The organism is Paenibacillus sp. BAC0078, from assembly GCF_054483875.1.
In genome coordinates, this window is sequence record NZ_JBTLRW010000009.1 from 62,138 (window position 1) to 86,307 (window position 24,170).

General features: G+C 50.7%; 23 protein-coding genes. All 23 read left to right on the forward strand.

All coding sequences use genetic code 11. The features are described from left to right. Positions 1 to 36 precede the first annotated feature (36 nt). The 23 genes from ACX1DY_RS17775 (at position 37) to ACX1DY_RS17885 (ending at position 24,086) form a co-directional block, all read left to right on the forward strand. Entirely contained in the window at positions 37 to 363 is a 327-nt protein-coding gene (locus ACX1DY_RS17775; RefSeq protein ID WP_458965530.1) for a PadR family transcriptional regulator, read from the forward strand. Between the two features lie 4 nt (positions 364 to 367). Then, positions 368 to 1,177, forward strand: coding sequence for a permease prefix domain 1-containing protein (locus ACX1DY_RS17780; RefSeq protein ID WP_458965531.1), 810 nt, complete (start codon positions 368 to 370; stop codon positions 1,175 to 1,177). 272 nt (positions 1,178 to 1,449) lie between these two features. Beyond that, positions 1,450 to 2,934 carry a glutamate synthase subunit beta gene (locus tag ACX1DY_RS17785; protein WP_458965532.1) on the forward strand — a complete coding sequence of 495 codons (1,485 nt, stop codon included), beginning with the start codon at positions 1,450 to 1,452 and terminating at the stop codon, positions 2,932 to 2,934. Positions 2,935 to 3,275: 341 nt separating this feature from the next. Further along, a complete protein-coding gene (gene yfcE, locus ACX1DY_RS17790; protein WP_458965533.1) occupies positions 3,276 to 3,818 on the forward strand; it encodes a phosphodiesterase in 543 nt (180 codons plus the stop codon). 149 nt (positions 3,819 to 3,967) lie between these two features. Continuing rightward, positions 3,968 to 5,002: an agmatine deiminase family protein gene (locus ACX1DY_RS17795; protein ID WP_458965534.1), complete on the forward strand. Its 1,035-nt coding sequence runs from the start codon at positions 3,968 to 3,970 to the stop codon at positions 5,000 to 5,002. Between the two features lie 21 nt (positions 5,003 to 5,023). After that, positions 5,024 to 5,899 (forward strand): N-carbamoylputrescine amidase, encoded by an 876-nt coding sequence (gene aguB, locus ACX1DY_RS17800; RefSeq protein WP_458965535.1) that lies wholly within the window; start codon positions 5,024 to 5,026, stop codon positions 5,897 to 5,899. Between the two features lie 218 nt (positions 5,900 to 6,117). Continuing rightward, positions 6,118 to 6,918, forward strand: a complete 801-nt coding sequence (locus tag ACX1DY_RS17805) for a transporter substrate-binding domain-containing protein (RefSeq protein WP_458965536.1) — start codon at positions 6,118 to 6,120, stop codon at positions 6,916 to 6,918. Between the two features lie 84 nt (positions 6,919 to 7,002). After that, positions 7,003 to 7,650 (forward strand): amino acid ABC transporter permease, encoded by a 648-nt coding sequence (locus tag ACX1DY_RS17810; protein ID WP_458965537.1) that lies wholly within the window; start codon positions 7,003 to 7,005, stop codon positions 7,648 to 7,650. A gap of 15 nt (positions 7,651 to 7,665) precedes the next feature. Continuing rightward, positions 7,666 to 8,388 (forward strand): amino acid ABC transporter ATP-binding protein, encoded by a 723-nt coding sequence (locus tag ACX1DY_RS17815; protein WP_458965703.1) that lies wholly within the window; start codon positions 7,666 to 7,668, stop codon positions 8,386 to 8,388. A 157-nt stretch (positions 8,389 to 8,545) separates the two neighbouring features. Further along, positions 8,546 to 8,992 (forward strand): tellurite resistance TerB family protein, encoded by a 447-nt coding sequence (locus tag ACX1DY_RS17820; RefSeq protein ID WP_458965538.1) that lies wholly within the window; start codon positions 8,546 to 8,548, stop codon positions 8,990 to 8,992. Between the two features lie 109 nt (positions 8,993 to 9,101). Then, positions 9,102 to 9,698 carry a TerD family protein gene (locus tag ACX1DY_RS17825; protein WP_458965539.1) on the forward strand — a complete coding sequence of 199 codons (597 nt, stop codon included), beginning with the start codon at positions 9,102 to 9,104 and terminating at the stop codon, positions 9,696 to 9,698. A 29-nt stretch (positions 9,699 to 9,727) separates the two neighbouring features. Then, a complete protein-coding gene (locus ACX1DY_RS17830; protein ID WP_458965540.1) occupies positions 9,728 to 10,303 on the forward strand; it encodes a TerD family protein in 576 nt (191 codons plus the stop codon). 50 nt (positions 10,304 to 10,353) lie between these two features. Then, the gene (locus tag ACX1DY_RS17835) at positions 10,354 to 10,935 is read left to right on the forward strand and encodes a TerD family protein (RefSeq protein ID WP_458965541.1); all 582 of its coding nucleotides are present in this window, start codon (positions 10,354 to 10,356) and stop codon (positions 10,933 to 10,935) included. A gap of 73 nt (positions 10,936 to 11,008) precedes the next feature. After that, complete coding sequence (locus tag ACX1DY_RS17840) at positions 11,009 to 12,301, forward strand: TerD family protein (RefSeq protein ID WP_458965542.1); 1,293 nt, start codon at positions 11,009 to 11,011, stop codon at positions 12,299 to 12,301. A 25-nt stretch (positions 12,302 to 12,326) separates the two neighbouring features. Further along, positions 12,327 to 13,067: a TerC family protein gene (locus ACX1DY_RS17845; protein ID WP_458965543.1), complete on the forward strand. Its 741-nt coding sequence runs from the start codon at positions 12,327 to 12,329 to the stop codon at positions 13,065 to 13,067. 170 nt (positions 13,068 to 13,237) lie between these two features. Next, positions 13,238 to 14,446, forward strand: a complete 1,209-nt coding sequence (locus tag ACX1DY_RS17850; RefSeq protein WP_458965544.1) for an HpcH/HpaI aldolase/citrate lyase family protein — start codon at positions 13,238 to 13,240, stop codon at positions 14,444 to 14,446. A gap of 76 nt (positions 14,447 to 14,522) precedes the next feature. Then, positions 14,523 to 15,818 (forward strand): phosphoribosyltransferase family protein, encoded by a 1,296-nt coding sequence (locus ACX1DY_RS17855; protein ID WP_458965704.1) that lies wholly within the window; start codon positions 14,523 to 14,525, stop codon positions 15,816 to 15,818. After that, positions 15,815 to 16,969, forward strand: coding sequence for a cysteine protease StiP family protein (locus ACX1DY_RS17860; protein WP_458965545.1), 1,155 nt, complete (start codon positions 15,815 to 15,817; stop codon positions 16,967 to 16,969). The genes ACX1DY_RS17855 and ACX1DY_RS17860 overlap by 4 nt, the downstream gene beginning before the upstream one ends. After that, complete coding sequence (locus ACX1DY_RS17865; protein WP_458965546.1) at positions 16,966 to 17,820, forward strand: HAD family hydrolase; 855 nt, start codon at positions 16,966 to 16,968, stop codon at positions 17,818 to 17,820. The genes ACX1DY_RS17860 and ACX1DY_RS17865 overlap by 4 nt, the downstream gene beginning before the upstream one ends. Beyond that, the gene (locus ACX1DY_RS17870) at positions 17,795 to 18,865 is read left to right on the forward strand and encodes an ATP-grasp domain-containing protein (RefSeq protein WP_458965547.1); all 1,071 of its coding nucleotides are present in this window, start codon (positions 17,795 to 17,797) and stop codon (positions 18,863 to 18,865) included. Before ACX1DY_RS17865 ends, ACX1DY_RS17870 begins: the two co-directional genes overlap by 26 nt. Positions 18,866 to 18,889: 24 nt before the next feature. Next, on the forward strand, positions 18,890 to 19,591 hold the full coding sequence (locus ACX1DY_RS17875) for a hypothetical protein (protein WP_458965548.1): 702 nt from the start codon (positions 18,890 to 18,892) through the stop codon (positions 19,589 to 19,591). A gap of 14 nt (positions 19,592 to 19,605) precedes the next feature. After that, positions 19,606 to 20,706 carry a toxic anion resistance protein gene (locus ACX1DY_RS17880; protein ID WP_458965549.1) on the forward strand — a complete coding sequence of 367 codons (1,101 nt, stop codon included), beginning with the start codon at positions 19,606 to 19,608 and terminating at the stop codon, positions 20,704 to 20,706. A 206-nt stretch (positions 20,707 to 20,912) separates the two neighbouring features. Continuing rightward, positions 20,913 to 24,086: an S-layer homology domain-containing protein gene (locus tag ACX1DY_RS17885; RefSeq protein WP_458965550.1), complete on the forward strand. Its 3,174-nt coding sequence runs from the start codon at positions 20,913 to 20,915 to the stop codon at positions 24,084 to 24,086. Positions 24,087 to 24,170: the final 84 nt, after the last annotated feature.

Below are 24,170 nucleotides of genomic sequence, written 5' to 3' on the forward strand. Positions count from 1 at the left end.
GAAGTAGTACGACAGATGAAGTAAGGAGGGATATTATTGATCAGCAGTGATGTGATTCGCGGATACAACGATACTTTTATTCTATATATGCTCCTGAACGGCGAGTCCTACGGCTACGAAATATCGAAGAATATCAGAAGGCTGTCGGATGAGAAATATATTATGAAAGAGACCACCCTCTACTCCGCGTTCGCCCGGCTGGAGAAGAATGGGTATATCTGCTCTTTTTATAAAGATGAGACTCAGGGGAAACGCCGTACATACTACCGTATTACTCTGGAGGGGCTGGCCTACTACCAAGAGAAATGTGCGGAGTGGCTTATTACGCAAGAAGTTGTAAACAAATTTATCAAGGAGCTGTGATAAGATGGATACAATCATCGGGTATTTAAACAATATGTTTGCCGTTCTGCCTAAGACTGCACAAATGCAGGGACTTAAGCAGGATCTGCTGGCGAGCATGGAAGAGAAATATTATGAACTGAAGCAGGAGGGCAAAACCGAAAATGAAGCCATAGGCATCGTGATCTCCGAGTTCGGCAATATTGATGAATTGATTGCTGAGCTGGATATTCAGGTCGAAGGCGCAGAAAGCCCGCTTCCTCCGTATCCTCCACTTCCCCTGCTTGCTCCTGAGGATACCTGGGGCTATATGGCTGCCAAAAAGAAATCAGGCTTCTTGGTGGGGCTTGGTGTGATGCTGTGCATTGGCGGTGCCGCATTGCTGATCTTGCTGCACTCTCTGGCAGAGTTCGGTTTTCTCAGAGGGATCATTATTGAAGATACTGCTTCAATCCTTGGTGTGGTTATATTGCTTATACTGGTGGCTTTGGCGGTTGGAATGTTTATTTTCAGCGGCACGATGCTGGAGAAATATAAATATTTGCGTAAAGGCTTCGACCTGCCGTATGAGTTGCAGACCGAGATCCAGCAGCGCAGCGGCGCATATGCCTCTACGTACAACCTGTCTCTGGTGATGGGCGTATGCTTATGTGTGTTAAGCCCGGTTCCAGTTATTGCATGGTCTGTGTTCAATGACAACAATACTGCTTATGGTGTAGTTATCTTGCTTGCGTTAGTTGCTTTGGCAGTCTTCCTGTTCATCTACTACGGGAGCGTCAAAGAAAGCTACAGCTTCTTGCTTGGGGAAGGCGAGTTCTCTAAGGAAAAGAAATAAGGCGAAATAATGCTTCAGACCGGCTCTGCCCATCCCCGAAATTTTATTTAAAAAATGTGACATTACTCATTTAGGCTATAGAGTATAGATGATAATATAAAATCATTTCAGGCGGAAATCCGCCTCTTTATAGCCTTTTGCTTTGCTGCTTTACAGTGACAAATAATCAGTCGGTGACAGAGAGTAACTGTCTTTTTGGAGCCGAATGGGGCAAGAATGCCGCCCTTGATCTTTTTCGGCGGCCAATCAGAGAGACTCGGAGGATGACAGGTATGGGTAAAGCAACAGGATTTCTGGAGTATCAGCGGCAGACTCCTACAGAATGTGAGCCGCTAGAACGGATCAAGAACTGGAATGAATTTTCACAGCCAATGGATGAGGAGAAGCTGCGGGAGCAAGGGGCGCGCTGCATGGATTGCGGAACGCCATTCTGCCACGTAGGACGTCTGCTCTCCGGGATGGCCTCGGGCTGTCCGCTGCACAATCTAATTCCTGAATGGAACGATATGGTATACCGCGGCAACTGGGAGGTTGCTCTGAAGCGGCTCCACAAAACTAATAATTTTCCGGAGTTTACCGGACGGGTCTGCCCTGCGCCGTGCGAAGGCTCTTGTACGGTGGGAATGAACGGCAAGCCGGTAACAATCAAGTCTATTGAGAAGGCTATTGTAGACAGAGGATTTGCCGAGGGCTGGATTGTTCCCGAGCCGCCGCTGAGCCGTACGGGCAAGAAGGTTGCCGTAGTCGGCTCCGGTCCTGCGGGACTTGCCTGTGCCGCCCAGCTTAACAAAGCCGGACACAGTGTAACTGTCTATGAACGGGCCGACCGGATCGGCGGTCTGCTGACTTATGGAATTCCGAACATGAAGCTGGACAAAAAGACCGTACAGCGCCGTGTGGATCTGCTGGCGGCGGAAGGGGTCAGCTTTGTTACCCGGACCGAGATCGGCACGGATATTACTGCGTCGCAACTGAAGGATGACCATGATGCAGTAGTGCTCTGCGGCGGCTCTACGCAGGCGCGCGATCTTGCGATTGAAGGGCGCGAGCTGCGTGGCATTCATCAGGCGATGGAATTCCTGACGCTGAATACTAAGAGCCTGCTGGATTCCGGCCTTGCGGACGGGGAATACCTCTCTGCGGCCGGCAAGGATGTTGTCGTAATCGGCGGCGGGGACACAGGCACCGACTGTGTAGCGACCTCCATCCGCCACGGCTGCCGCAGCGTAATCCAATTGGAGATTATGCCGCAGTCCCCGCTTACCCGCCAGGCGGGCAACCCTTGGCCGGAATGGCCGAAGGTGCTGAAGGTCGATTACGGCCAGCAGGAAGCGGCAGCGTTATATAAGGAAGATCCGCGCCGTTACCTTGTGAATACGAAGCGCTTTGTCGGGGACGATGGCGGACATGTGCAGGAGCTGCACACTGTGCGCATTGAATGGACCCGGAATGAGCAGGGCCGCATGGTTCCGGTTGAAGTTCCAGGAAGTGAAGAAGTGATCAAGGCGCAGCTTGTGCTGCTGGCTCTGGGCTTCACCGGACCGGAAGAAACGGTGCTGAACCAGCTTGGAGTAGAGCGTGACGAGCGCTCCAACGCCAAGGCAGAATTCGGAGCACAGGCTACCAATGTCGAAGGCGTATTCGCCGCTGGAGATATGCGGCGCGGACAGAGCCTTGTAGTATGGGCGATCAACGAAGGCCGGCAGGCAGCCCGCGAAGTGGACCGCTTCCTGATGGGTTCATCGAATCTGCCGTAAGTCATGCCGATATAAGCGCATAGCACGGACGCCCCTCAGGGCGTCCACTTTGCGTTTCCAGCCCCCGGCGAGTTAAGATAAATAGATACATAGGACAGACAGAAGAATGTATGGGTTGAACTAAATAACCATAGAAAGGTCAGAGTAACGGAGGTGAAGTTTGGAACTGTAGGAGCGGTAGCGTCCGCCTTTGTCTACGGATTTCATCCGCCGAAGCGGTATAAATCAAGAAATCTGTAGACAACAGCGGCCGGAAGTCCAAACATTCACCGCAGTTACGAATAAAACCTGGAATGATGTTACTTAGTTCAGCTTATATCAAGAGAAAAGGAGAATGAGATATGAAACTGATGTTCATTTCTGATATTCACGGATCACTGCATTGGCTGGAGCAGGCTTTGATAAAAGCGGAGGAGGAGCAGCCGCATACGCTTGTTGTGCTGGGAGACTTTTTGTACCACGGGCCCAGAAATCCGCTGCCTGACGGTTACAACCCGCAGGGAGTCGCCGACAGGCTGAATGCCTATGGCAAATCGCTAGTGGCAGTGCGCGGAAATTGCGATGCCGAGGTAGACCAGATGCTGCTGCAGTTTCCAATGATGGGCGATTATGTGCTGATTCTTCATGAAGGCCGGAAGATTTATGCCACTCACGGGCATGGCTTCAGCATCGACAATCTGCCACCGCTCGCGCCGGGGAATGTCTTTATCCAGGGACATACGCATCTTCCGGTGGCTGAGGTCAAAGACGGCATTACCGTGCTGAATCCCGGCTCGATCTCGCTACCGAAAGAGAACAATCCCAATTCCTATGGAATCCTAGACAACGGCGAGTTCATCATTAAGGATTTCGCCGGAAATGTAGTGAAACAGATCAAGCTGTAAAATACAATCCTGCCCCGATCCCCCTGGATTTTCCCAGGGGGATTTTCAGCATACGGCAATTGAGCGCATCCCTATATTATTGTATGATGGGTAAGGGGCTTGGAGGGTTGTGGCAGGCTCCAAAATATACGAGTAGAGGTAGCTAACGAATGTATCCTAAAGATTTGAACTATACAATGCCGGCGGAGTGGAACGCGCATGAGCGCACTTTTATTTCCTGGCCGGTCCAGGCTTCCATGGTTTTCCCGGAGAATTATGAAGCTGTAAGCGCAGGCTATGCCGAGATTATCCGGGCTATTGCCGAGTTTGAGCCTGTAAGCGTAGTGGTGAATCCCGACGAACTGGAGCAAGTGGAGGCACTCGCTCTCGGGGATAATGTTACGCTGCTGCCAATCCGGCATAATGATGCCTGGCTGCGCGATAACGGTCCTACCTTTGTTAAGGGCCAGGATGGAACACTTGCGGGCGTGAACTGGAAGTTCAATGCCTGGGGCGGCAAATACTCGCCGTGGGATCTCGACGATGAGGTGGCTCCGCAGATTCTGGAGCAGGTGCAGATCAAGCGCTTCGATGCCCCCCTTGTCATGGAAGGCGGCTCGATTCATACCGATGGGGAAGGCACGCTCCTGACCACAGAGGAATGTCTGCTGAACAAGAACCGCAACCCGGAGCTGGGACGGGAAGAAATTGAAGAATACGTGCGTAAATATACAGGTACAGAAGCTATCATTTGGCTGAAGCGCGGCCTCAGCGGAGATGAAACCGATGGCCATGTGGACAATATCGCCTGCTTCGCCGCACCGGGCAAGGTGATCATTCAGGTCTGCGACGACCCGCAGGATGAGAACTACGGAATTACCCAAGAGAATCTGCAGATTCTGGAGAAAGCCGTGGATGCCAAAGGACGGAAGCTGGAGATTGTCCGAATTCAGCAGCCCCCGCGCAGGGATGTGGAGGACAGCCGTCTGACGCTCAGTTATTTGAACTTTTATTTCGTGAACGGCGGCATTATTCTGCCGGTGTTCGGCGGTACGGCCGCAGAGACGGACCGGCTTGCCGAGCAGAAGCTTGCTGAGCTGTTCCCGGACCGCAGAATCCGCACGGTGAACGGGATGGCCGTCATCGGCGAAGGCGGAAACGTGCATTGCACCACCCAGCAGATGCCTGCGGGGGAAGTCAGCTAATTCTTGAAGGAGGACAGAATCTTGAGAAAAGTAAAAGTAGCCGCGACGCAAATGAGCTGCTCCGGCGACATTGATGAGAATATCCGCAAGGCCGACACGCTGGTGAGAGAGGCTGCAGCCCAGGGCGCGCAGATTATTCTGCTGCAGGAGCTGTTCGAGACTCCGTATTTCTGCCAGAAGGAGAAATCCGATTATTACGTCTATGCCACCGAGCTTGAGCACAACAAAGCGGTGAATCATTTCAAAGCGGTAGCCAAGGAGCTGCAGGTAGTGCTGCCGATCAGCTTTTATGAGAAAAAAAACTATGCCCGTTACAACTCGCTGGCCGTGATTGATGCCGATGGAACGGTGCTGGGCAAATACCGCAAAAGCCATATTCCCGACGGTCCGGGCTATGAGGAGAAATTCTACTTCAACCCGGGAGATACCGGCTTCAAGGTATGGAACACCTGCTATGCCAAAATCGGCGTCGGCGTCTGCTGGGATCAATGGTATCCTGAGGCTGCCCGCGTAATGAGCCTGATGGGCGCAGAGATTTTGTTCTACCCGACCGCCATCGGCTCGGAGCCGCAGGACGGCTCGATTGACTCTAAGGACCACTGGCAGACCTGCATGCTTGGACATGCGGCGGCGAATCTTATTCCTGTCGTGGCCTCTAACCGGATCGGCGAGGAAATCGACGAGGACTCCAGCATTAACTTCTACGGCTCCTCGTTTATTGCCGGCCCGCAGGGCAACAAGATTGTCGAAGCCGGACGGGATGAGCAGACGGTGCTGGTCAGCGAATTTGATCTGGACGCGCTTGAAGTGGGACGGATCGAGTGGGGGATTTTCCGCGACCGGCGGCCGGAGCTGTACCGGATGATTGCCTCCTATGACGGAGATCTGACGTTTTAAGGAACAATAATACAGCAGGAACACAGCCAAAAGGCACTGTCAGGGAAGAGTTTTTCCCGGCAGTGCTTTTTTTGTGCGAATAAAGAGCAGGAAATGTTACAATACAACGATATTATGTTACGTAATATTACATTAATGAGAAAAGTTAATTGTCACCACTACTTTATTCTGATAAAATCTCCTTAAGTTATTTTACAAATAAGTAGGGGGAGGGGAAAATGGGGATCGGGAAGAAGTTGTCAGTGTTAGCTTTGATGTCATTTGTAGTCTTGGCAATGGCTGGCTGTGGCTCTGACAAGAATGCCGGCGGTGAGACCATCAAGTTCGCCAGTGACGCGAGTTATGCACCAATGGAGTACATGGATACGGACACCATCAAGGGCTTTGACATTGATTTCATCAAGGCGGTTATGGAAGAAGCCGGGATTGATTACACTGTGACCAACACAGGCTGGGATACGATGCTGACAAGTGTCAAGCAAGGCACGGAATACCAAGCCGGATTATCCTCGGTATCCATTACGGACGAACGCAAGGAAACCTATGATTTCTCCATCCCTTATTTTGAATCCACCAATATGATTATGGTTAAAGAAGGCAGCGATATTAAGAGTGCGCTTGATCTGAAGGGCAAGAAGGTTGCAGTGCAGGCGGCGACTACGGCGGATGAATTGATGAGCGGGATTATGGGTGTCGATAACGCGAACCTGAAACGTTTTGACAGCAATGCGGTAGCTCTGCTGGAGCTGAACAAGGGCGGGGCGGATGCGGTAGTGGCCGATATCGCCATCATCAACGAATATATCAAGAACAATCCGAAAGAGAAGCTGACCGGGATCATCGACAAAGAGAACTTTGGTTCCGAATATTACGGCATTCTGTATCCTAAGGGCAGTAAATGGAAAGCCAAGCTGGACCCGGCGATCAAGAAGATTATTCAGAACGGCAAATATGCTGAAATCTACAAAAACTGGTTCGGTGAAGAGCCGGATACCGGGGCCCTCTTGAACGCGAAGTAAGCGGACGAACAACTAAGCATGCGTAATGATTGCTATTGCGCGTGCTTCTTTTTTTATTGAGACAGAAGAGAAGGGAAGAATTCTATGGATTTCAGATTTGACATCATCGCTCATTATTTACCGGTGCTGCTAAAGGGAACGGCATTTACGATTGGTGTATCTATTGTCTCAATTATCTTCGGCTCCATACTGGGGCTAGGCATCGGCTTTGGCAAAATGGCTCCGAAGGCGTATTTCCGCTGGCCGTTTCATTCGTATATCAATTTCTTCCGGGGGACGCCGCTTTATGTGCAAATCCTGATCGTGCACTTCGGGGTAATTCCGGCCTTTTACGGCACTACCAATGTGTTCTTGACTTCATTTGTAGCTCTGTCGCTGAACTCAGCCGCTTACTCCGCCGAGATTTTCCGCGCCGGGATTCAGTCGATTGATCCGGGTCAGCGGGAAGCCGCAGTATCGCTTGGAATGACGAAATTTCAGGCGATGCGTTTTATTATTCTGCCGCAGGCCATCAAGCGGATGATCCCCGCGTTTGGGAATGAATTTATCGTCCTGGTAAAAGACTCCTCGCTGCTGGCGCTGATTGCCGCACCGGAGATTATGTACTGGAGCAACACGATGAAAGGGCAGTATTTGCGGATTTGGGAGCCGTATTTGACGGCTGCATTTATCTATTTCATTCTTACCTATTCCCTCAGCAAGCTGCTGAATTATATCGAACGGAAGGTGTAGCCTCATATGGAGCCAATTATCTCAGTTAGACACCTGCATAAATCATTCGGAGCCCATAAGGTGCTGACCGACATTAACGTTGATATTCGCAGCAGGGAGGTTGTGGTGGTGATCGGACCTTCGGGTTCAGGCAAATCGACCTTTCTGCGCTGCCTGAATTTGCTGGAGCAGCCGCAAGAGGGTGACATAATCATTGACGGCACTTCCTTGATGGCCAAAAGCACAAGGATTAATGATATCCGTACCGAGCTTGGCATGGTATTTCAGCAGTTCAACCTGTTTCCGCACAAAAAAGTGATCGAGAACATCATGCTGGCCCCGGTCCAGGTGCGGAAGTGGCCGGAGGACAGAGCGCGGGAGAAAGCGCTGGAGCTGCTGCAGAAGGTCGGCTTGCTGGACAAGGCGGAGATGTATCCGGCCTCGCTGTCCGGAGGGCAGGCCCAGCGGGTAGCGATCGCCCGGGCGCTGGCGATGGAGCCGAAGATCATGCTGTTTGATGAGCCTACCTCCGCGCTTGATCCCGAAATGGTTGGCGAGGTGCTGGCAGTCATGAAGGAGCTGGCCCGCGAAGGCATGACTATGGTTGTGGTCACGCACGAGATGGGTTTCGCCCGCGAGGTGGGAGACCGTGTACTGTTCATGGAACAGGGCGTGGTGGTTGAGGAGGGTAGTCCTGAGCAGCTGTTCGGGAATTCGTCGCATGAACGCACGCAAGCTTTTTTATCCAAAGTTCTGTGAAATTGTGGCAAAGTAGAATCTTGTGCTTTAATGGGTTATATTAGAAGGGTAAGTGTTTGAATATGGAACATTAAGTAAATATCTGTCGAATTGACGGAGAGGAGGCTCGGGGATATCTTTTGTTTATCATAATTTATAGTGATAGAAGGAGAATACGATGAGCACATTTAAAAATTGGTTGAACACGACAAAAAACGGACTGACAGACCAGGTGAAGAAATTTAAAAATAAAGATTTCATGCACGCTGTAGTAGCGGGCTGCGCCCTGGTTGCTGCTGCCGATGGGAAAATTGAGGAAGCCGAAAAGAATAAGATGGCCGGATATATGAACCTCAGCAATGAGCTGAAGGTATTTGACATGAGAGATGTTATTACCCAGTTCAATTTCTATGTCAGTAATTTCGAGTTCTCACCAGAGATCGGCAAGCAGGAGGCGCTGAAGGCTATCGCCAAATTTAGCGGCAAGCCGGAAATTGGACGCGTGATTGTAGGCGTATGCTCCGCAATCGGTGCGGCTGACGGTGATTTCGACGAGCACGAAAAAGCGGTTGTGCGGAATATCTGCAGTGTGCTGGGACTCAGCCCAAGCGAGTTCAGTCTGTAATTGCAAAAAAGGAATTTCTCCCTGAAACGGATGAAAGATGAAACGTATCTGTTTTTGTGTCGTATGACTAAGAGACTGTGATTCTTTTCGGAAACGGAGGTACAAGAATTTGGCTGGTATTAATCTGGTAAAAGGTCAAAAAATTGATTTAACCAAAGGGAATGCCGGACTGTCCAGCGTCATTGTAGGACTCGGCTGGGACCCTGCTGAGCCGGCGCGCGGATTCTTCGGGGTCAAGAAGCAGGCCAACGTGGACTGTGATGCCTCGGCATTGCTGCTGGGTGAGAATGGCAAACTGACCAATAAGCTGAACCTGGTGTGCTTTCACAACAAGCAGAATGCGAACAGCTCCGTTGTTCACTCGGGGGACAACCTGACGGGTGAGGGCGAAGGGGACGACGAGCAGATTCAAGTGAATCTGAAGGCAATTCCCGGGGATGTGCATAAGGTTCTTATTGTAGTCAATATTTACGATGCCGTGAACCGGAAGCAGGATTTCGGGATGATTAAATCGGCGTACATCCGGGTGATTAATGCATCCGGCAACAGCGAGCTGGTCAAGTTCAATTTGACGGATAACTACACAGGCTTTACGGCGCTAATCTGCGGAGAGCTGTACCGGCATGGTGAGGAATGGAAATTCGCCGCCATCGGTGAAGGCGCACACGCAGCACATATCAACCAATTGGCTGAACGCTACATCTAATTCCAATATAAGAAAAGAGGTTTCTATTCATGGCGATTAATCTTTCCAAAGGTCAAAAGATTGACTTGACGAAAACGAATCCAGGCCTGTCCAAAATTACAGTAGGTCTTGGCTGGGACACCAACAAATATGATGGCGGTAAAGATTTTGACTTGGACGTTTCCGTCTTTTTGGTCAATGCGAGCGGCAAAGTTGATAAAGAGAGCAACTTCATTTTCTTCAACAACAAGCAGAACGAGAACGGTTCCGTTGTACACACCGGTGACAACCGCACAGGCGAAGGCGACGGAGACGACGAGCAAATTCAGGTGGACCTGCTCAGCATTCCGGCAGATGTGGATAAAGTGGCATTCACCATTACCATCTATGAAGCAGAAGCCAGAAGCCAGAATTTCGGACAAGTCTCCCGCTCTTATGTGCGTATCGTAAATGATGCCAACAGCGAGGAATTGATCCGTTTCGACCTGGGCGAAGACTTCTCTATTGAAACCGGCGTAGTTGTCGGCGAATTGTACCGCAACGGTGCTGAGTGGAAATTTAATGCAATCGGCAGCGGCTACAAGGATGGTCTTGCCGGCTTGACCCGCGATTACGGCCTGCAATAAGCATTGCAATAGATGTAAATGAAACTAATCATGAAAGAAGGTTATTGCCAGTGACGATCAGTCTTTCCAAAGGACAGCGGATTGATCTTACCAAGACCAATCCGGGTCTGACGAAGGTAGTTGTGGGACTCGGCTGGGATACGAACAAATATAGCGGCGGCAAGGATTTCGACCTTGATGCCTCGGCATTCCTGCTCCATGAGGATGGCAAAGCCAAAGGCGAGGATGATTTTGTTTTCTACAATAATCCTAATGGCGGCGCCGGCTCTGTAACCCATACGGGGGATAACCGTACTGGTGAAGGAGAAGGGGATGATGAGCAGATCCTGGTTGATTTCAGCAAGGTTCCCGCTCATATCCAGCGTATTGGCATTACGGTAACTATTTATGATTACGAAGCCCGAATCCAGAACTTTGGACAAGTCTCCAACGCATTTGTGCGTGTCGTAGATGCATCAAGTGACCGTGAAATTCTCCGCTTTGATCTGGGAGAGGATTTCTCGACAGAAACTGCTGTTGTCTTCTGTGAATTCTACCGCAACGGTGCGGATTGGAAATTCCAGGCGATTGGAAGCGGCTTTGCCGGCGGACTTAGTGCCTTGTGCAGGAACTACGGACTGGACGCGCAATAGAAGCTTCAAAGGCGGGATCCTTACCGATCCTGCCCTTTTTATACCTTTATCCCTTGAAAAAGGTGGCATAAACATGAGCACAGAAGTAGTAAAAGGGCAGAAGACTGACCTGACGAAGGGCAACCCCGGACTTAAATCTCTTATTGTGGAGATCGCCTGGCAAGCGCCTTCCTCTATGGAAATTGATGCCTCGGCTTTTCTGTTAGGAGCTCAAGGCAAAGTAAGCAAGGATGAGGATCTGATCTTTTACAATAATCCTTCTACACCCTACATCCGGTATAAGGATGTTCCGGGGCATGGCCTCGGGGGCCTCAAGCATTTCGAAGTGCAACTGGATAAAATCCCCTCTGACGTTATGAAAATCGCATTTACGCTTACACTCTATGACGGCGAAAACCGTAAGCAAATGTTCGGGCAAATGAGTGAAGCGCATTGCCGGATTCTGGACCAGGCAACAGGCTCGGAAATCATGCGGTGTAAACTCGGAAATCATTTCTCTGCGGAAACGGCTGTTGTAGTAGGAGAATTATATAGATACGGCGGAGATTGGAAGTACAGTGCTGTTATGGCCGGCTTTGACGGCGGGCTGAAGGCGCTCTGCGGCAACTTCGGAATTGAAGTGGCTGACGAGCCGGCTGCGGGGCAGAAGCAGGAGAAGGCAGCAGCCCCGATACCGCCAGCACCGGAGCCCCCTGTTGTCCGGCCGCCGTCTATACCTGCCTCACCTCCTCCACAGGTGCAGGAAGCACCACCCGCTCCAGCGCTGAATCTTAATCTGAAGAAGATTGAATTGAAGAAAAAAGGCGATTCAATCAATCTGAAGAAATCGGCCTCCGGGATTGGTGAAGTGCGGATTAACCTTAACTGGAATCAGAAGCAGGGCGGGCTGTTCAGCCGTAAGAGCGGTGTGGATCTGGATCTTGCTTGCCTGTATGAGCTGAAGGATGGCCGCAAGGGCGTTGTTCAGGCGCTTGGCAATGCTTTTGGCCTTTTGGAGCAGCCGCCTTATGTGATGCTGGATGGCGATGACCGGACCGGTTCTGTAACCTCCGGAGAGAACTTGCGTATAAACGGAAGTAAGGTTGCCGAAATCGAACGGGTTCTGATTTTTGCTTTTATCTATAAGGGCGTTACCCATTGGTCCGAAGCGGATGGCGTGGTTACCATCACTCAGGAAGGCGGGCCTGATATTGTCGTGAATTTGGACGAGCATAACAACCGCAAGGGCATGTGCGCGATTGCCATGATCCGGAATGTGGGGAATGAAACGTTCAGCATTGAACGGCTTGTGCAATATTTCAGCGGTCACCGGGAAATGGATCAGGCTTTTGGATGGGGACTGCAGTGGGTAGCAGGCAGCAAATAATTTATTTTACCGGAGGCATATTGGAATGAACTGGTTCAGCGATTTTTTTAGGAGTATCAGTGAGAATTACGGGCATTTCTTCTCATGGAGCGACATTGTCGGCACGCTCTCTGACCCGGTAAGCTGGGGAATCATCGGGAGTCTGGTTCTGTTGGAAGGCCTGCTCTCGGCGGATAATGCGCTCGTACTTGCGGTCATGGTTAAGCATCTGCCGAAGGAGCAGCAGAAAAAGGCGTTGTTCTACGGGATTCTTGGTGCGTATTTATTCAGATTCCTGGCAATTGGCCTCGGAACGTTCCTGATTAAATTTACGCTCGTCAAGGTTCTCGGTGCGCTCTACCTCTTCTATATCGCCTATAAAGGGTTGTTTAAGGGCGGAGAGGAAGATCACACGGAGAACAAAGGCACCTCTTTTTGGCGAACGGTGCTGATGGTAGAGCTAATGGATATTGCGTTCAGTATTGACAGTGTTGTAGCGGCCTTCGGACTTAGCGATAAGGTCTGGGTGCTCTTCATGGGCGGTATCCTCGGCGTGCTGATGATGCGCGGTGTGGCACAGCTGTTCCTTAAGCTTATTGGCAGATTCCCTGAACTCGAGCAAACAGCGTTTCTGCTGATCGCCATTATTGCCGGTAAGATGCTGGCAGGAGCCTTCGGCTATGAAATGCCGCATGTGGTATTCTTCACCATCCTGATTGCGGTCTTCGTGGGAACGATTCTGTACAGCAACGGCAAGAAGAGAAGAGAGGCTAACCGCAAGGTATAACTGAAGCGGAAGCACAAGATGTAATCGTATAGGTCTATAGCATGGCCCTTGCTTGTATTTGAGAAAGCCGGTTGCCGTCCCCGAGAGGACGGCGTAGCCGGTTCTACAGCTCTCTATAAGGAGGGGCTATTCTTTTTGTGTGCTTTGCAAATCGACAAGGGGGGAAGGCTTTGAGATACTTTAATTACCTGACCAAAGAACAAGAAACGTCCTTATTCTACTCTCCGCCTGTTTCGTTTGACCCTTCTACGCCCAAGGAACTGCTGGCTTACGCTGTCGGAGCCGCCCTGTATATGCCGGCTACCCGCAGCAGTGTGGCTGAAGATATTATTAAGCTTAGAGGATCGGGACTCGTAACGGTAATTATGGATCTGGAGGATGCGATTGGCGACGGTGAGGTTGACTATGCTGAAGAGTCTATTGTAAGACATCTTGCTTTCCTGTCCGCTTATACCGAGAATGAGCCTGATAAGGAAAGCAGTCTTCCGCTGCTGTTCATACGTGTGCGCCATCCGGAGCAGCTGCAGCAGCTTATTTTCCGGCTGGGGACCTTTATTACAATGCTGACCGGCTTTGTTTTTCCCAAGTTTTCTATGGAGAACGGCGCGGACTATTTCGAAGCTATCGCCGATTACAACAGCTCCCGCAGCTATTCCGCCCCTGTATTGTACGGCATGCCTATTCTGGAGAGCGCCCCGATCATTTACCGGGAGAGCCGGCTGGACACGTTGCTTGCTATCCGCGATCTGCTTGCCGAGTACCGTGACTATGTGCTGAATGTGCGGATCGGAGCGACGGATTTCTCCAGCCTGTTCGGGCTGCGCCGCAGTCCGGATATCAGCATTTATGATCTGACGCCAATCCGCGACTGTATCTCCGATATCATCAACGTGTTCGGACGGGTGGAAGAAGGGTATGTGATATCAGGGCCGGTGTGGGAATATTTCGCGAACAAAGGACACCGGGTATTGCGCCCGCAACTGCGGCAGACCCCCTTTGAGGATACTTACGGCAAGCATGGCATCGAAATACGCAACCAATATATCTCCAGCTCTATGGACGGATTGTTCCGTGAGGTGCTTTTGGATAAGGAAAATGGAATTGTAGGTAAAACGATTATTCATCCTTCCCACCTCAGACCCGTGCAAGCTATGTATACGGTAATGCATGAGGAATATGTGGATGCGTTGGGGATTGTGGAGAGCAACGATGGCAGCCGCGGTGTGTTCAAAAGTGATTATTTTAACAAGATGAATGAAATAAAGCCGCATTTGAACTGGGCGAAACGTATTTTACTACGATCTCAAATATACGGGGTGCTACATGAACAACAGCATTTTGTCGGATTACTTCCCGAGAACGAATATTCACACGTTTAATATTGTAGAGAATCTGCGGGTGACGGTAACTGAAACCGCAAACCCTTTTCATATGCCGGTGGAAGCGTTATTCGCTATGGCGGCCCGGATTAATAAAAAACGCTCCTTCCTCTTCGTAAGCAAGGTGCTCGGCAAGCACATCCCCGTCAATCCGTACACCCCGCTGCTCAGTGGAGCCGCTCTGGGGCTGCTGCTCTATCAGGAGTTGGATGGAGCGGGAGCAGACGGTGAACTGCTGGACAAGCTTTTGGACCAAGCGGTTCACGGTCTGATTCACCCGGAGCATGCGGAGGAGGCGTATCATGATTTGCTCAGTGCGCAGCTTGTGCTTCCGCAGCCTGTTCTGTTTATCGGCTTTGCTGAGACCGCGACTGCCCTGGGCCACAGTATGTACAACATGTTTGCCGCTGGCACATCCTATATTCATACTACCCGTGAGGATATACCCGAGCTTGCTTCGGTGGTGAGCTTTGAGGAAGAGCATTCCCATGCGGTTGATCATTTATGCTATGCGCTGAAGACTGAGCTGTTGTCCGGGGATGAACCGATTGTGCTGGTGGATGATGAGATTACGACCGGCAATACAGCGATCAATACGATTCGCGATATCCAGTCCAAGTTCCCACGCAAGGAATATGTTGTGGCCTCCCTTCTCGATTGGCGGAGCAGCGGCAACATTCAGGCCTATCGTGATTTGGAGCAGGAGCTGGGTATTCGGATCAGAGCGTTATCCTTGCTGCAGGGCAATATTGAAGTGAAGGGTACCCCTCACTTGAATCCGGTTGAAGCTAAAGGATATGAGGATTCGGCTGCCGAGGCTCCCGTTGTCACGACTTATGTGCAGGATGGTCTGGAGCGTCTATCGGTGAGTTCTTCAGATTCTTATGGAGAAATTAACCCATCGCCTTATGTGAAATTCAGCGGACGCTTCGGTCTGGAGTCCAAGGATAACGAGATGATAGATCAGGCAGTGACACAGGTGGCGGCGAAGCTGCGCGAACTGCGTGAAGGAACCCGTACTCTCGTGCTGGGGGTGGGTGAATTCATGTACCTGCCGATGCGGATTGCGGCGGAAATGGGTGAAGGGGTGTCCTATCAGTCTTCCACCCGCAGCCCGATTCATCCGGAGCGCCGTCCGGATTATGGTGTACACAGCGCGGCTGCCTATCCTTCAGCGGGCGATCCCGGAATTACGAACTATATCTATAACGTAGACCCCGGACAGTATGATGATATTTTCGTGCTGCTTGAGCGCGATGTACCCCGTGAGCGGATTAAGCCGATGACGGATATTTTGAAAAGGCTGGCAGAGAACAAGGTACATCTTATTGTACTGGCTGCTGAATCTGGAAATGGAGGCTTGAGCGGATGAAGGGAACAGGATATGAAGAGATGATGAGCAGAAAAATTCCCCCCCCGGTTCCGCTGGGCAGCTATCCCTCTTCCGATGTCACATTCCTGCTTAAGGATCTCAGTAATGTACAACTGGAGCGGGCGACCGCTGAGCGGGAGGAAGCGATCCAGTCCGGTGTGCACTATTCGGAAATGCTTCCCGTTGAGTATCAGCCGACAGAGCAGTATATTGAGCTGTTTCACGAGACACTTCGGCAATCTGCCGGAAAGGTGGCGCTGGCGGTTGCGGTTGTCTCCGAGATGATCGTAGCCAAGCGGGGTCTGGATCATACAGTGCTGGTATCTCTGGCCAGAGCCGGTACGCCGATTGGCGTGTTGATCAAACGCTATATTGCCGAGCGGTATGGAGCGGATCTTCCGCATTACAGCATTTCCATTATCCGTGGCAAAGGCATTGACGAGAACGCGATTCTCTATATGCTCCAGAAGCATGGCGCGGCTGCGGAGCTGCAATTTATCGACGGTTGGACGGGCAAGGGAGCCATCCGCCGGGTATTAATTGAAGCTTGCAGCAGCTTTTATCGAAAATACGGCATTTCCCTGAATGATGATCTGGCGGTTCTTGCCGACCCGGGCAACTGCTCGGGCACCTTCGGGACCAGGGAAGATTATTTGATACCGAGCGCCTGCCTGAACTCTACCGTATCGGGTCTGATGAGCCGCACCGTATTGCGGGATGATCTTATTGGGCCAGAGGAGTTCCACGGGGCAAAATTCTATAAGGAATGGCTGGATAGCGACCTCTCCAATGTGTTTATTGATGCGGTAACTCCATACTATCCTTCAGTGATCGAAGAGGCGCAGGCTATCGCGGCAGGAATGCTGGAAGCTCCTCCAGAGATCACCTGGCAAGGGCTGCGCGATATCGAGAGCATCCAGCAAATGTTTGGCATTAAGGATATTAATCTGGTCAAGCCCGGAGTCGGTGAAACCACCCGTGTGCTGCTGCGCAGAGTGCCCTGGAAAATTCTCGTCGATACTATAGATAATCCGAATCTACGCCATATTCTGCTGCTGGCGGAGGACCGGGGCGTTCCGGTGGAGGTGTATCCCGGACTGACTTATTCCTGCTGCGGAATCATTAAGCCGCTGAAGGGAGAAAGTGAATGATCTATGCCAGCGATCTGGATCGCACTTTGATCTATTCTCCAGGTGCGATTGGCGTACAAGAGGATTCACCGGGTCTCCTCCCGGCCGAGATTGTGGACGGCAAGACGGTCTCTTATATTTCGCAGTATGCGCTGGATCTGCTCAAGGAGCTTGCAGCCAAGATTGTTTTTATGCCGGTAACTACACGCACTATAGCGCAGTATAGACGAATTAATCTTTTTCAGGAGACAATTATTCCTGATTATGCGATTACCAGCAATGGTGGAAACATACTTGTGAATGGGATAATAGACGAGGAATGGCGGGCAGCCATCGGCAGGCTGGTAGAGCGGGGTTCTGCAACGGCGGAAGAAGCGGTCAGTCTGGTGCGGTCAGTCGTTCGGGAGGAATGGATCATCAGCGAGCGTTATTGCGACGGTCTATTTTATACCTTCGTGGTTTATCGTGATTTATTGCCAATGGATGAGATTACGCGTCTGGCTGAGCATTTGCATGGGCTGGGCTGGCGGGTGTCCTTGCAGGGGCGCAAGCTATATGTGGTGCCGGAGGCTGTGAACAAAAGCGATGCGATTATTCATGTGCGCCGTACGGTTCATTCCGAGCCAATGGTTGCTTCAGGGGATTCCTTGCTGGACAAGAGCCTGCTTGCAAGTGCTGATTTCGCCATAGCCCCTTGCCACGGAGAAATATTTGCCGAGCAGCAGGCAGGTCTAGTAAAATTAGAATATCCCTTTACGAAGCAGTCGGGTGTTTTTGCCGGGGATGAGATTATGCAATATGTGCAGAAGATTTATAACAATTTAACGGCACTGGGAGTTGGCCGCAATGAAAAAGGTAAACATATATTTTAACCGCTGGTTTTCCGTGGCTTTTCATTATATGAATCTCATCCGCAATAATGAGGACGGTATCCCGGTGCAAATCTTCGCCACCCACCCCGATATCCGGCACATGTCACTGCAAGGCGCGGATGTTGCGGGAACGGAGCCGGAGCTCGAAGGGATCGAGTATGTGCAGTTCTGCGTTGATTTTTGCCGCCGCAACGAGATTGATATCTTCATTCCGAGACTGCATATGCTGGATATTGCCCTGCATGCGTCTATGTTCGATGCCATCGGCACGAAGGTACTTGTCTGCCGCGACGTAGACCTGCTGGAGACGATTATGGATAAGGGCAAATTTTATGAAAATGTCAGACAGACGGGGATCATGACGATTCCTGACTATCATGTGGTCAGTACAGCGGAGCAGTTCCGGGCAGCCTATGAGGAGCTTGTTGCCAAAGGCCATCAGGTCTGCTTCAAGCCAACCGAAACCGAAGGCGGGCTTGGCTTCCGCATTATTAATAACAGCCGCAGTCCCTTACAGGAGCTGTTCGGGCATGTTACGGCGCAGATCTCCTTCGAGGAGGCCTACCGGACGCTTGCCAGCGTGGAGTCCTTTCCGAACCTGATGGTGATGGAGCTGCTGGAGGGCTATGAGTACAGTATTGATTGCCTGGCGGATGCGGAGGGAGCGCTGCTCGCGGCTGTGCCGCGCCGTAAAGCCGGCGGCCGCCTGCGGCTGATGGAGCACATCCCGGAGCTTGAGGAGATTGCTTCCCGGGTGGCCGAGACTTACCGCATCCCCTTCAATTTCAATATCCAAATGAAATACAGCGGCGGGGTTCCGAAGCTGCTGGAGATCAATCCCCGGATGTCCGGCGGACTGCATATCTCCTGTCTCTCCGGGATCAACTTCCCTTATCTGGCGGTCAAAAGCGCGCTCGGCGGCGAGGTTCAGCCTGCCGAATTCGCGGGCAATGTACTGGCCAGCCATGTGGAGCAGCCGCTTATTATGAGAATAAACGGCGAGTCCGTGATCACGGATGCCGTGAACCCGAGCGACAGTCCCTAAGTCCGCTCACAAGAGGTGAGAACAATGCAAGCGAAATGGAAAGTATTGCTGTACGCCGGTGCCGGCTATGCTGTTGCCCTGGTGACAAGTGCTTTTGTGCCTGAGGTGATCTCTCTGCTGCTGCCGGTTGCCGGAGCCGGTGCTGCAATTGTGGGCAGCAATCGAACCAATATCAATATTTCGGAGGAGGTTCTCCCCGCCGGTCAGGCGCCTGCGGCCATTGCTCCGGCAGCGGGCAGTCCTGTACAGGATCGTGCCGCTAATGCAGGCGCCGCCGCAGGTGGACATGCTCTGGCCGGCAGAGGTGGCTCCGAGATTAAGCTTGGAGCGGAATTCGCCCCGGTGGTGGAGTATCTGAGCATTTTGGAGGATATGATTATCTCTGAGGGGCAGAAGGATACACTGGACAATGAGATTGTCGAGAAGTCACTGGCGCTCTTCGCCAGGCTCCAGCGTGTAATTCCGCTGCTGCAGGAGCTGGGCAATGCGGAGATTAACCATACGGTCCGCAGACTGGTGCTGAAGGATCTGAATGGAGTAATCAACCCGTTCCTGCGCTTGGGAGGAGAAGCCAAAACAAGAAACCGGAGAATGCTGCTGAACGGTCTGCGCGATGTTGACTCCAAAATATCGGAAATCGCCTCAACAATCGAACATAAAGACCTGATGGAACTTCAGACCAAGGCGGAACTGATTCATCAGCGCTATAGCAGTTCCGAATTATAGGAGGAGGGAAACCCATGTCCACGCAGTTGATTGAGCTTAAAAAAGAAGATGAACAGAAGGTAGTTCAGGAAGCCTCGCAGCTGATCGAGAAGGTCGCCAAGACGGATACTGTTGCCCTGGATTCCCTGATGGATGATATCGGCAAGCTTGGGGTGAAGACGCAGGAAAAGGCGGGACAAACGCTGAAGCTGCTGGACCGTCCGGTGAATGATCTGATGTCCGGCAAGCGTGTGGAAGTGCCGAATATGATTATGAAGCTGCGCAATGAGTGCGAGACTTTGCAGCAGAGCAAGAATGTCAGCTTTTTCGGTAAAATGCTGCGCAAGAGCCCGCTCAAAAATTACGTTTACAAATATCAGTCGGTCCGCACCAACATTGACGCCATTGTAACCGGCCTGCGGGATGGCCGCGATACGCTCGAAGAGAGCATTGTCAACATGCGGCAGCTCAAGCGCACCTCGATGGAGGAGATTTATAATCTCCAGACCAAAATCGCCTTCGGCAACAAGCTGAAGGAGCTGTTCGAGGTTGAAATCGCGAAGCCGGAGAATGAGTTCCGCAAGGCGTATCTCGAGCGCGGACTGCGCAAGGTTATGGTGCGTATTCAGTCCATGACGGAAATGATTCTGCTCTACAACCAGGCGATTGCCGCTACGGATATTATCAACGACAACAACGACAAGCTGATTGATTCCGTTAACAACGCTATTGATAAGACGTCCAACCTGATCACCGTATCCGCGATGATTGCCATGTCTCTAGCCGATCAGGAGAATGTTATTTCTGCGGTGGAAGCAACGAATAAGACCATTGAGGATCAGTTCAAGGAAAATGCGCGCCTGCTGCGTACGACTACGGAGAAAACGACGGAGCTGCTCTCCAAGCCGTCCATGTCGCTCGAAGCGGTCAATCAGGCCATTGGCGATCTGCTGAGTGCGCTGGATACCTCCGAGCAGTCCAACCGCCGCATCATTGAGAGCTGCCAGGATTATACATCCAAGATGACTGCCATCAACACGCAGCTCAACAACCGCCTTGGCTTGAATGAAGCCTCACAGCCGCAGGCTTTGAAGCAGGCTGAAGCCGACAGCGGGCTAAGCAGCTTTTTGAACTGAGGATTTTGGATTTGCGGATCAAACATAAACTGGACAAGCCTGCTTGCTTTTGGCAGGCTTTTTTGGCGTTTGGCTGTAATCTCTATTTCTATTAATTGTGTAATTTGCAATAGGTTGATATATTTGTGTAGGATAATATGGTAATGTTTCCATTTGTGTTTGATGAAGGCTACATAACGAACACACAAAACAGGGAGGGACAGAAAATGGGCAGGATATTTCACGGATTGTTGACGGGTGCGCTGGGAATTGGCATGCTGTTTGGTTCGATGGGTGCAGGTGCAGTGGCGGCTGCAACGGTGAAGGATTATGAAGGCCACTGGGCCCAGAATACGATTGAGAAATGGCTGGACAAGGGCCTGCTGAAAGGGTTTGAAAATGGATCGGTAAAACCTGATCAATCCATAACCAGAGCGGAGTTTATGACGATTGTAAACCGTTCTTTTGAGATTGCTAGTTTATTTGACAAGAAAGAAGTCCCTAACATAACATTCTCTGATGTCAGTTCCACCAGTTGGGCCTACAAAGAGGTGGCTATGGCCGTTGGGGCAGGTTATATTCAGGGCTATAATAACGAAGCGCGTCCGAATGCACAGATTACCCGCCAAGAGGCGGCAGTCATTATAAGCAGGTTGATGAAGTTTGAATTAACGCAAAATACAACAGAGGCTCTGGCGGGCTTCAGTGACCGTGGAGAGGTTGCGGCATGGAGTGCAGGCAGTGTCACTGCTGCTATAAATGCCGGTTATATGAAAGGCTACCCGGACGGAAGCTTTAAACCCAAACGGTCATTGACCCGGGCCGAAGCGGTAACTCTGATTGAGCCGATGCTTCAAGTGAGCGGCGATGAAGAGATTTATGATCATTCAGGCGTTTATGGAGGTTCTGACGAACAGCATCGTGAGACCGCCGAGACTGTGGTTATCTCTGCTGATGGAGTTACACTCCAGAACATGACGATTGTAGGTGATCTCCTGCTGGATTCTGGAATTGGCAATGGAGACGTAACCTTGAAGAATGTTATTGTACGCGGCAGTACAACCATCATGGGCGGAGGGGGAGACTCGGTTCACTTTATTAATACCCAACTGGGGGATGTGGTTGTGAACAAAGCCGGCGGAGCAGTCCGGTTGGTGGCTGAGGGCACGACCACTGTGAAGCAGGTGAAGGCACAGACTCCGGTAAAACTGGAGGAAAGCGGGGCTACAGGTGCAGGTTTCACTAATGTTTCGGTTGATCAGGACTTTACTTCCAGCGGCCCTCTTGTTTTGTCTGGGGTATTTGATACTGTAAATCTTAACGCCAAAGCCGTTATGCAGTTGGCTAAAGGTTCAGTGGCGGCACTCAGCATCGGCACAGGTGCAGGCAATTCCTCTGTAGATATGACTAGTGGAACCAAGGTAACAAAAGCAGTGCTGGATGCGTTCACCAAAGTGACTGGAGCCGGCCAAGTGGAGACAGCGGTGCTTAATGACGGGGCAAAAGGTTCTTCGTTTAACACCAAACCGCTCACCATAGAAGGTCCGCAAAAGGATTCTTTGGTTATTACGACGGCTTCTGCCACGCCAACACCAGCAGTGATCATTGGCGGAGGCGGCGGTGGAGGAGGAAGCGTAGCTACGCCCATACCAACCGTAACTCCAACGCCAACGGCAACCCCGGGATCAACAGCGACACCGGTTCCGACATCAACGGCCACACCAGTGCCAACATCGCCGGTTAAAGAGATTCCGCTGCTTCAAACCTATATTATTGCTTCTCCAGATGCTACAGTAACGAATGCCGTGTACTTGCAGTTTGATTTTAGTTCGATTCCTGAGTCTATTCTTAAAAGCGCAGGCACCGCTTCTTACTATATTACTTCCACACCCATTAATGACAGAGATCTGCGTTGGGAATTTTACAATAAAAGAGCTTTCTTAACTATGACTACCCTTCCGTACCAATTCAACCCGATATATAAAATGACAGTAATCAGCGACTATATTGGAACAGGCGGAGACAAATATGTGACGGTTGTGTTCAGGGGCAAGGATGGGACAGTCGGCTACAGCACCCAAAAGGTGAATTTGCACCCGTCACTTACCAGCTCAGCGGCCAATATTACAAAGCTTGCAAGCGGCGTAACAATTGAGCGGGATAAGCAAATAATTGACCGAAGCGCAGAATATTCCGACATTATAGATGTTTCGAATGTTTTTGCTCAGAATGAAGAGGCAGCTTATTACACTATTTCTCCAAAATACGTGGACACTGCTGCAGCCAATCATAAATTGAGCGATCTGCTCTCTTTTTCGCTCAGACTGTATAACCAAAAGCGCATCCGGGTAACAGAGGCTTATAATTATCCCCAGCCTGTAGATGATATCCCGTTGGCTGTTGAGATGCTAAAGGATCTGAAAAATAACATTGACCAGGAGTACACTATTATCTTTTACGACAAGACCTTGCAGGCTATCAGCTATTATGAAGGAAAGGTTCATCTCAGTGAGCAACTGGCCGTCGAAGCCGCCGAGAGAGGAATTAATGATATTCAGGGCTACTCGGACGCGCTGCGGGCAGAGAACTCCATCCTGAAGGCTTCGAATGCGTATTCCGCACTGAGTGATGCACAGAAGGCGCAGATTAGCCAGAATAACAAGGACAAGCTGGAAAAGGCGCTGGGCGATCTGGAGACGATGCGGCATGCAGGTCCGCTGGGCAGCAGTCTTTCGCAGATTTATTCCGACATTGGGACAAGCAATTCAGAACTCAATGGGACAACTATAAGTGTGTTTAACCTGGATTATCCTTATACCTTGAGAAGTGAAACTTCATACCTTTCTTTCTATCTCACGGAAAATCCAATTACCTTGGCGGATATCAAAGGCTCAAAAGGAATCGGCATCCAGCCTTTTTCGAATTTGGCCTATCTTCCGAAGCTGGACAAAAAAGGCGATTACTACGTAACTGTAGTGTTCTACGATAAGAATCTTCAGCCCGCACGTTATGCTACTCAGCGAATCACCTTGTCTCCTAATACGCCTGTATGGGATGGCACAGCCGTTCAGCTCAAGGAAGGCGTATCTTTGCTGCGGGAATATGGAAACGGCGTGCGAATGGATTATGTTACGTTTAAAGATTATCTGAAGGCACACCCAGAAGCGGTCTATTTTTCAATCACGACTGGATCTGATCTGGCTGCCGCTGGAAGCTTCACTGCGGAGCAAGCGGTACAACAGATTAATCCATATCATTCGACCAATTTCAGCGATACGTACTACCCGATGTTATTTGAAGGCAATCAAGCTTTGAATGGAAAGTCTGAAGATTATATTATTATTTTCTATGATAAAAATTTCAAAGCCATTCATTACTACATCGGCACGCTCAACGATTAAGCGGGGAACAGAATCCAACAAAGCGCGATAAGTCAGTTTTTAGCGATGATATTCAATTGATTGCGCTACAAGAACGGCCTATAC

Coding starts and splice junctions, on each gene's coding strand:
- ACX1DY_RS17780 (WP_458965531.1), top strand. CDS start 368: ATGGATACAATCATCGGGTATTTAAACAATATGTTTGCCGTTCTGCCT.
- ACX1DY_RS17785 (WP_458965532.1), top strand. CDS start 1,450: ATGGGTAAAGCAACAGGATTTCTGGAGTATCAGCGGCAGACTCCTACA.
- yfcE (WP_458965533.1), top strand. CDS start 3,276: ATGAAACTGATGTTCATTTCTGATATTCACGGATCACTGCATTGGCTG.
- ACX1DY_RS17795 (WP_458965534.1), top strand. CDS start 3,968: ATGTATCCTAAAGATTTGAACTATACAATGCCGGCGGAGTGGAACGCG.
- ACX1DY_RS17805 (WP_458965536.1), top strand. CDS start 6,118: ATGGGGATCGGGAAGAAGTTGTCAGTGTTAGCTTTGATGTCATTTGTA.
- ACX1DY_RS17810 (WP_458965537.1), top strand. CDS start 7,003: ATGGATTTCAGATTTGACATCATCGCTCATTATTTACCGGTGCTGCTA.
- ACX1DY_RS17820 (WP_458965538.1), top strand. CDS start 8,546: ATGAGCACATTTAAAAATTGGTTGAACACGACAAAAAACGGACTGACA.
- ACX1DY_RS17830 (WP_458965540.1), top strand. CDS start 9,728: ATGGCGATTAATCTTTCCAAAGGTCAAAAGATTGACTTGACGAAAACG.
- ACX1DY_RS17840 (WP_458965542.1), top strand. CDS start 11,009: ATGAGCACAGAAGTAGTAAAAGGGCAGAAGACTGACCTGACGAAGGGC.
- ACX1DY_RS17845 (WP_458965543.1), top strand. CDS start 12,327: ATGAACTGGTTCAGCGATTTTTTTAGGAGTATCAGTGAGAATTACGGG.
- ACX1DY_RS17855 (WP_458965704.1), top strand. CDS start 14,523: ATGGCGGCCCGGATTAATAAAAAACGCTCCTTCCTCTTCGTAAGCAAG.
- ACX1DY_RS17860 (WP_458965545.1), top strand. CDS start 15,815: ATGAAGGGAACAGGATATGAAGAGATGATGAGCAGAAAAATTCCCCCC.
- ACX1DY_RS17865 (WP_458965546.1), top strand. CDS start 16,966: ATGATCTATGCCAGCGATCTGGATCGCACTTTGATCTATTCTCCAGGT.
- ACX1DY_RS17870 (WP_458965547.1), top strand. CDS start 17,795: ATGAAAAAGGTAAACATATATTTTAACCGCTGGTTTTCCGTGGCTTTT.
- ACX1DY_RS17875 (WP_458965548.1), top strand. CDS start 18,890: ATGCAAGCGAAATGGAAAGTATTGCTGTACGCCGGTGCCGGCTATGCT.
- ACX1DY_RS17880 (WP_458965549.1), top strand. CDS start 19,606: ATGTCCACGCAGTTGATTGAGCTTAAAAAAGAAGATGAACAGAAGGTA.
- ACX1DY_RS17885 (WP_458965550.1), top strand. CDS start 20,913: ATGGGCAGGATATTTCACGGATTGTTGACGGGTGCGCTGGGAATTGGC.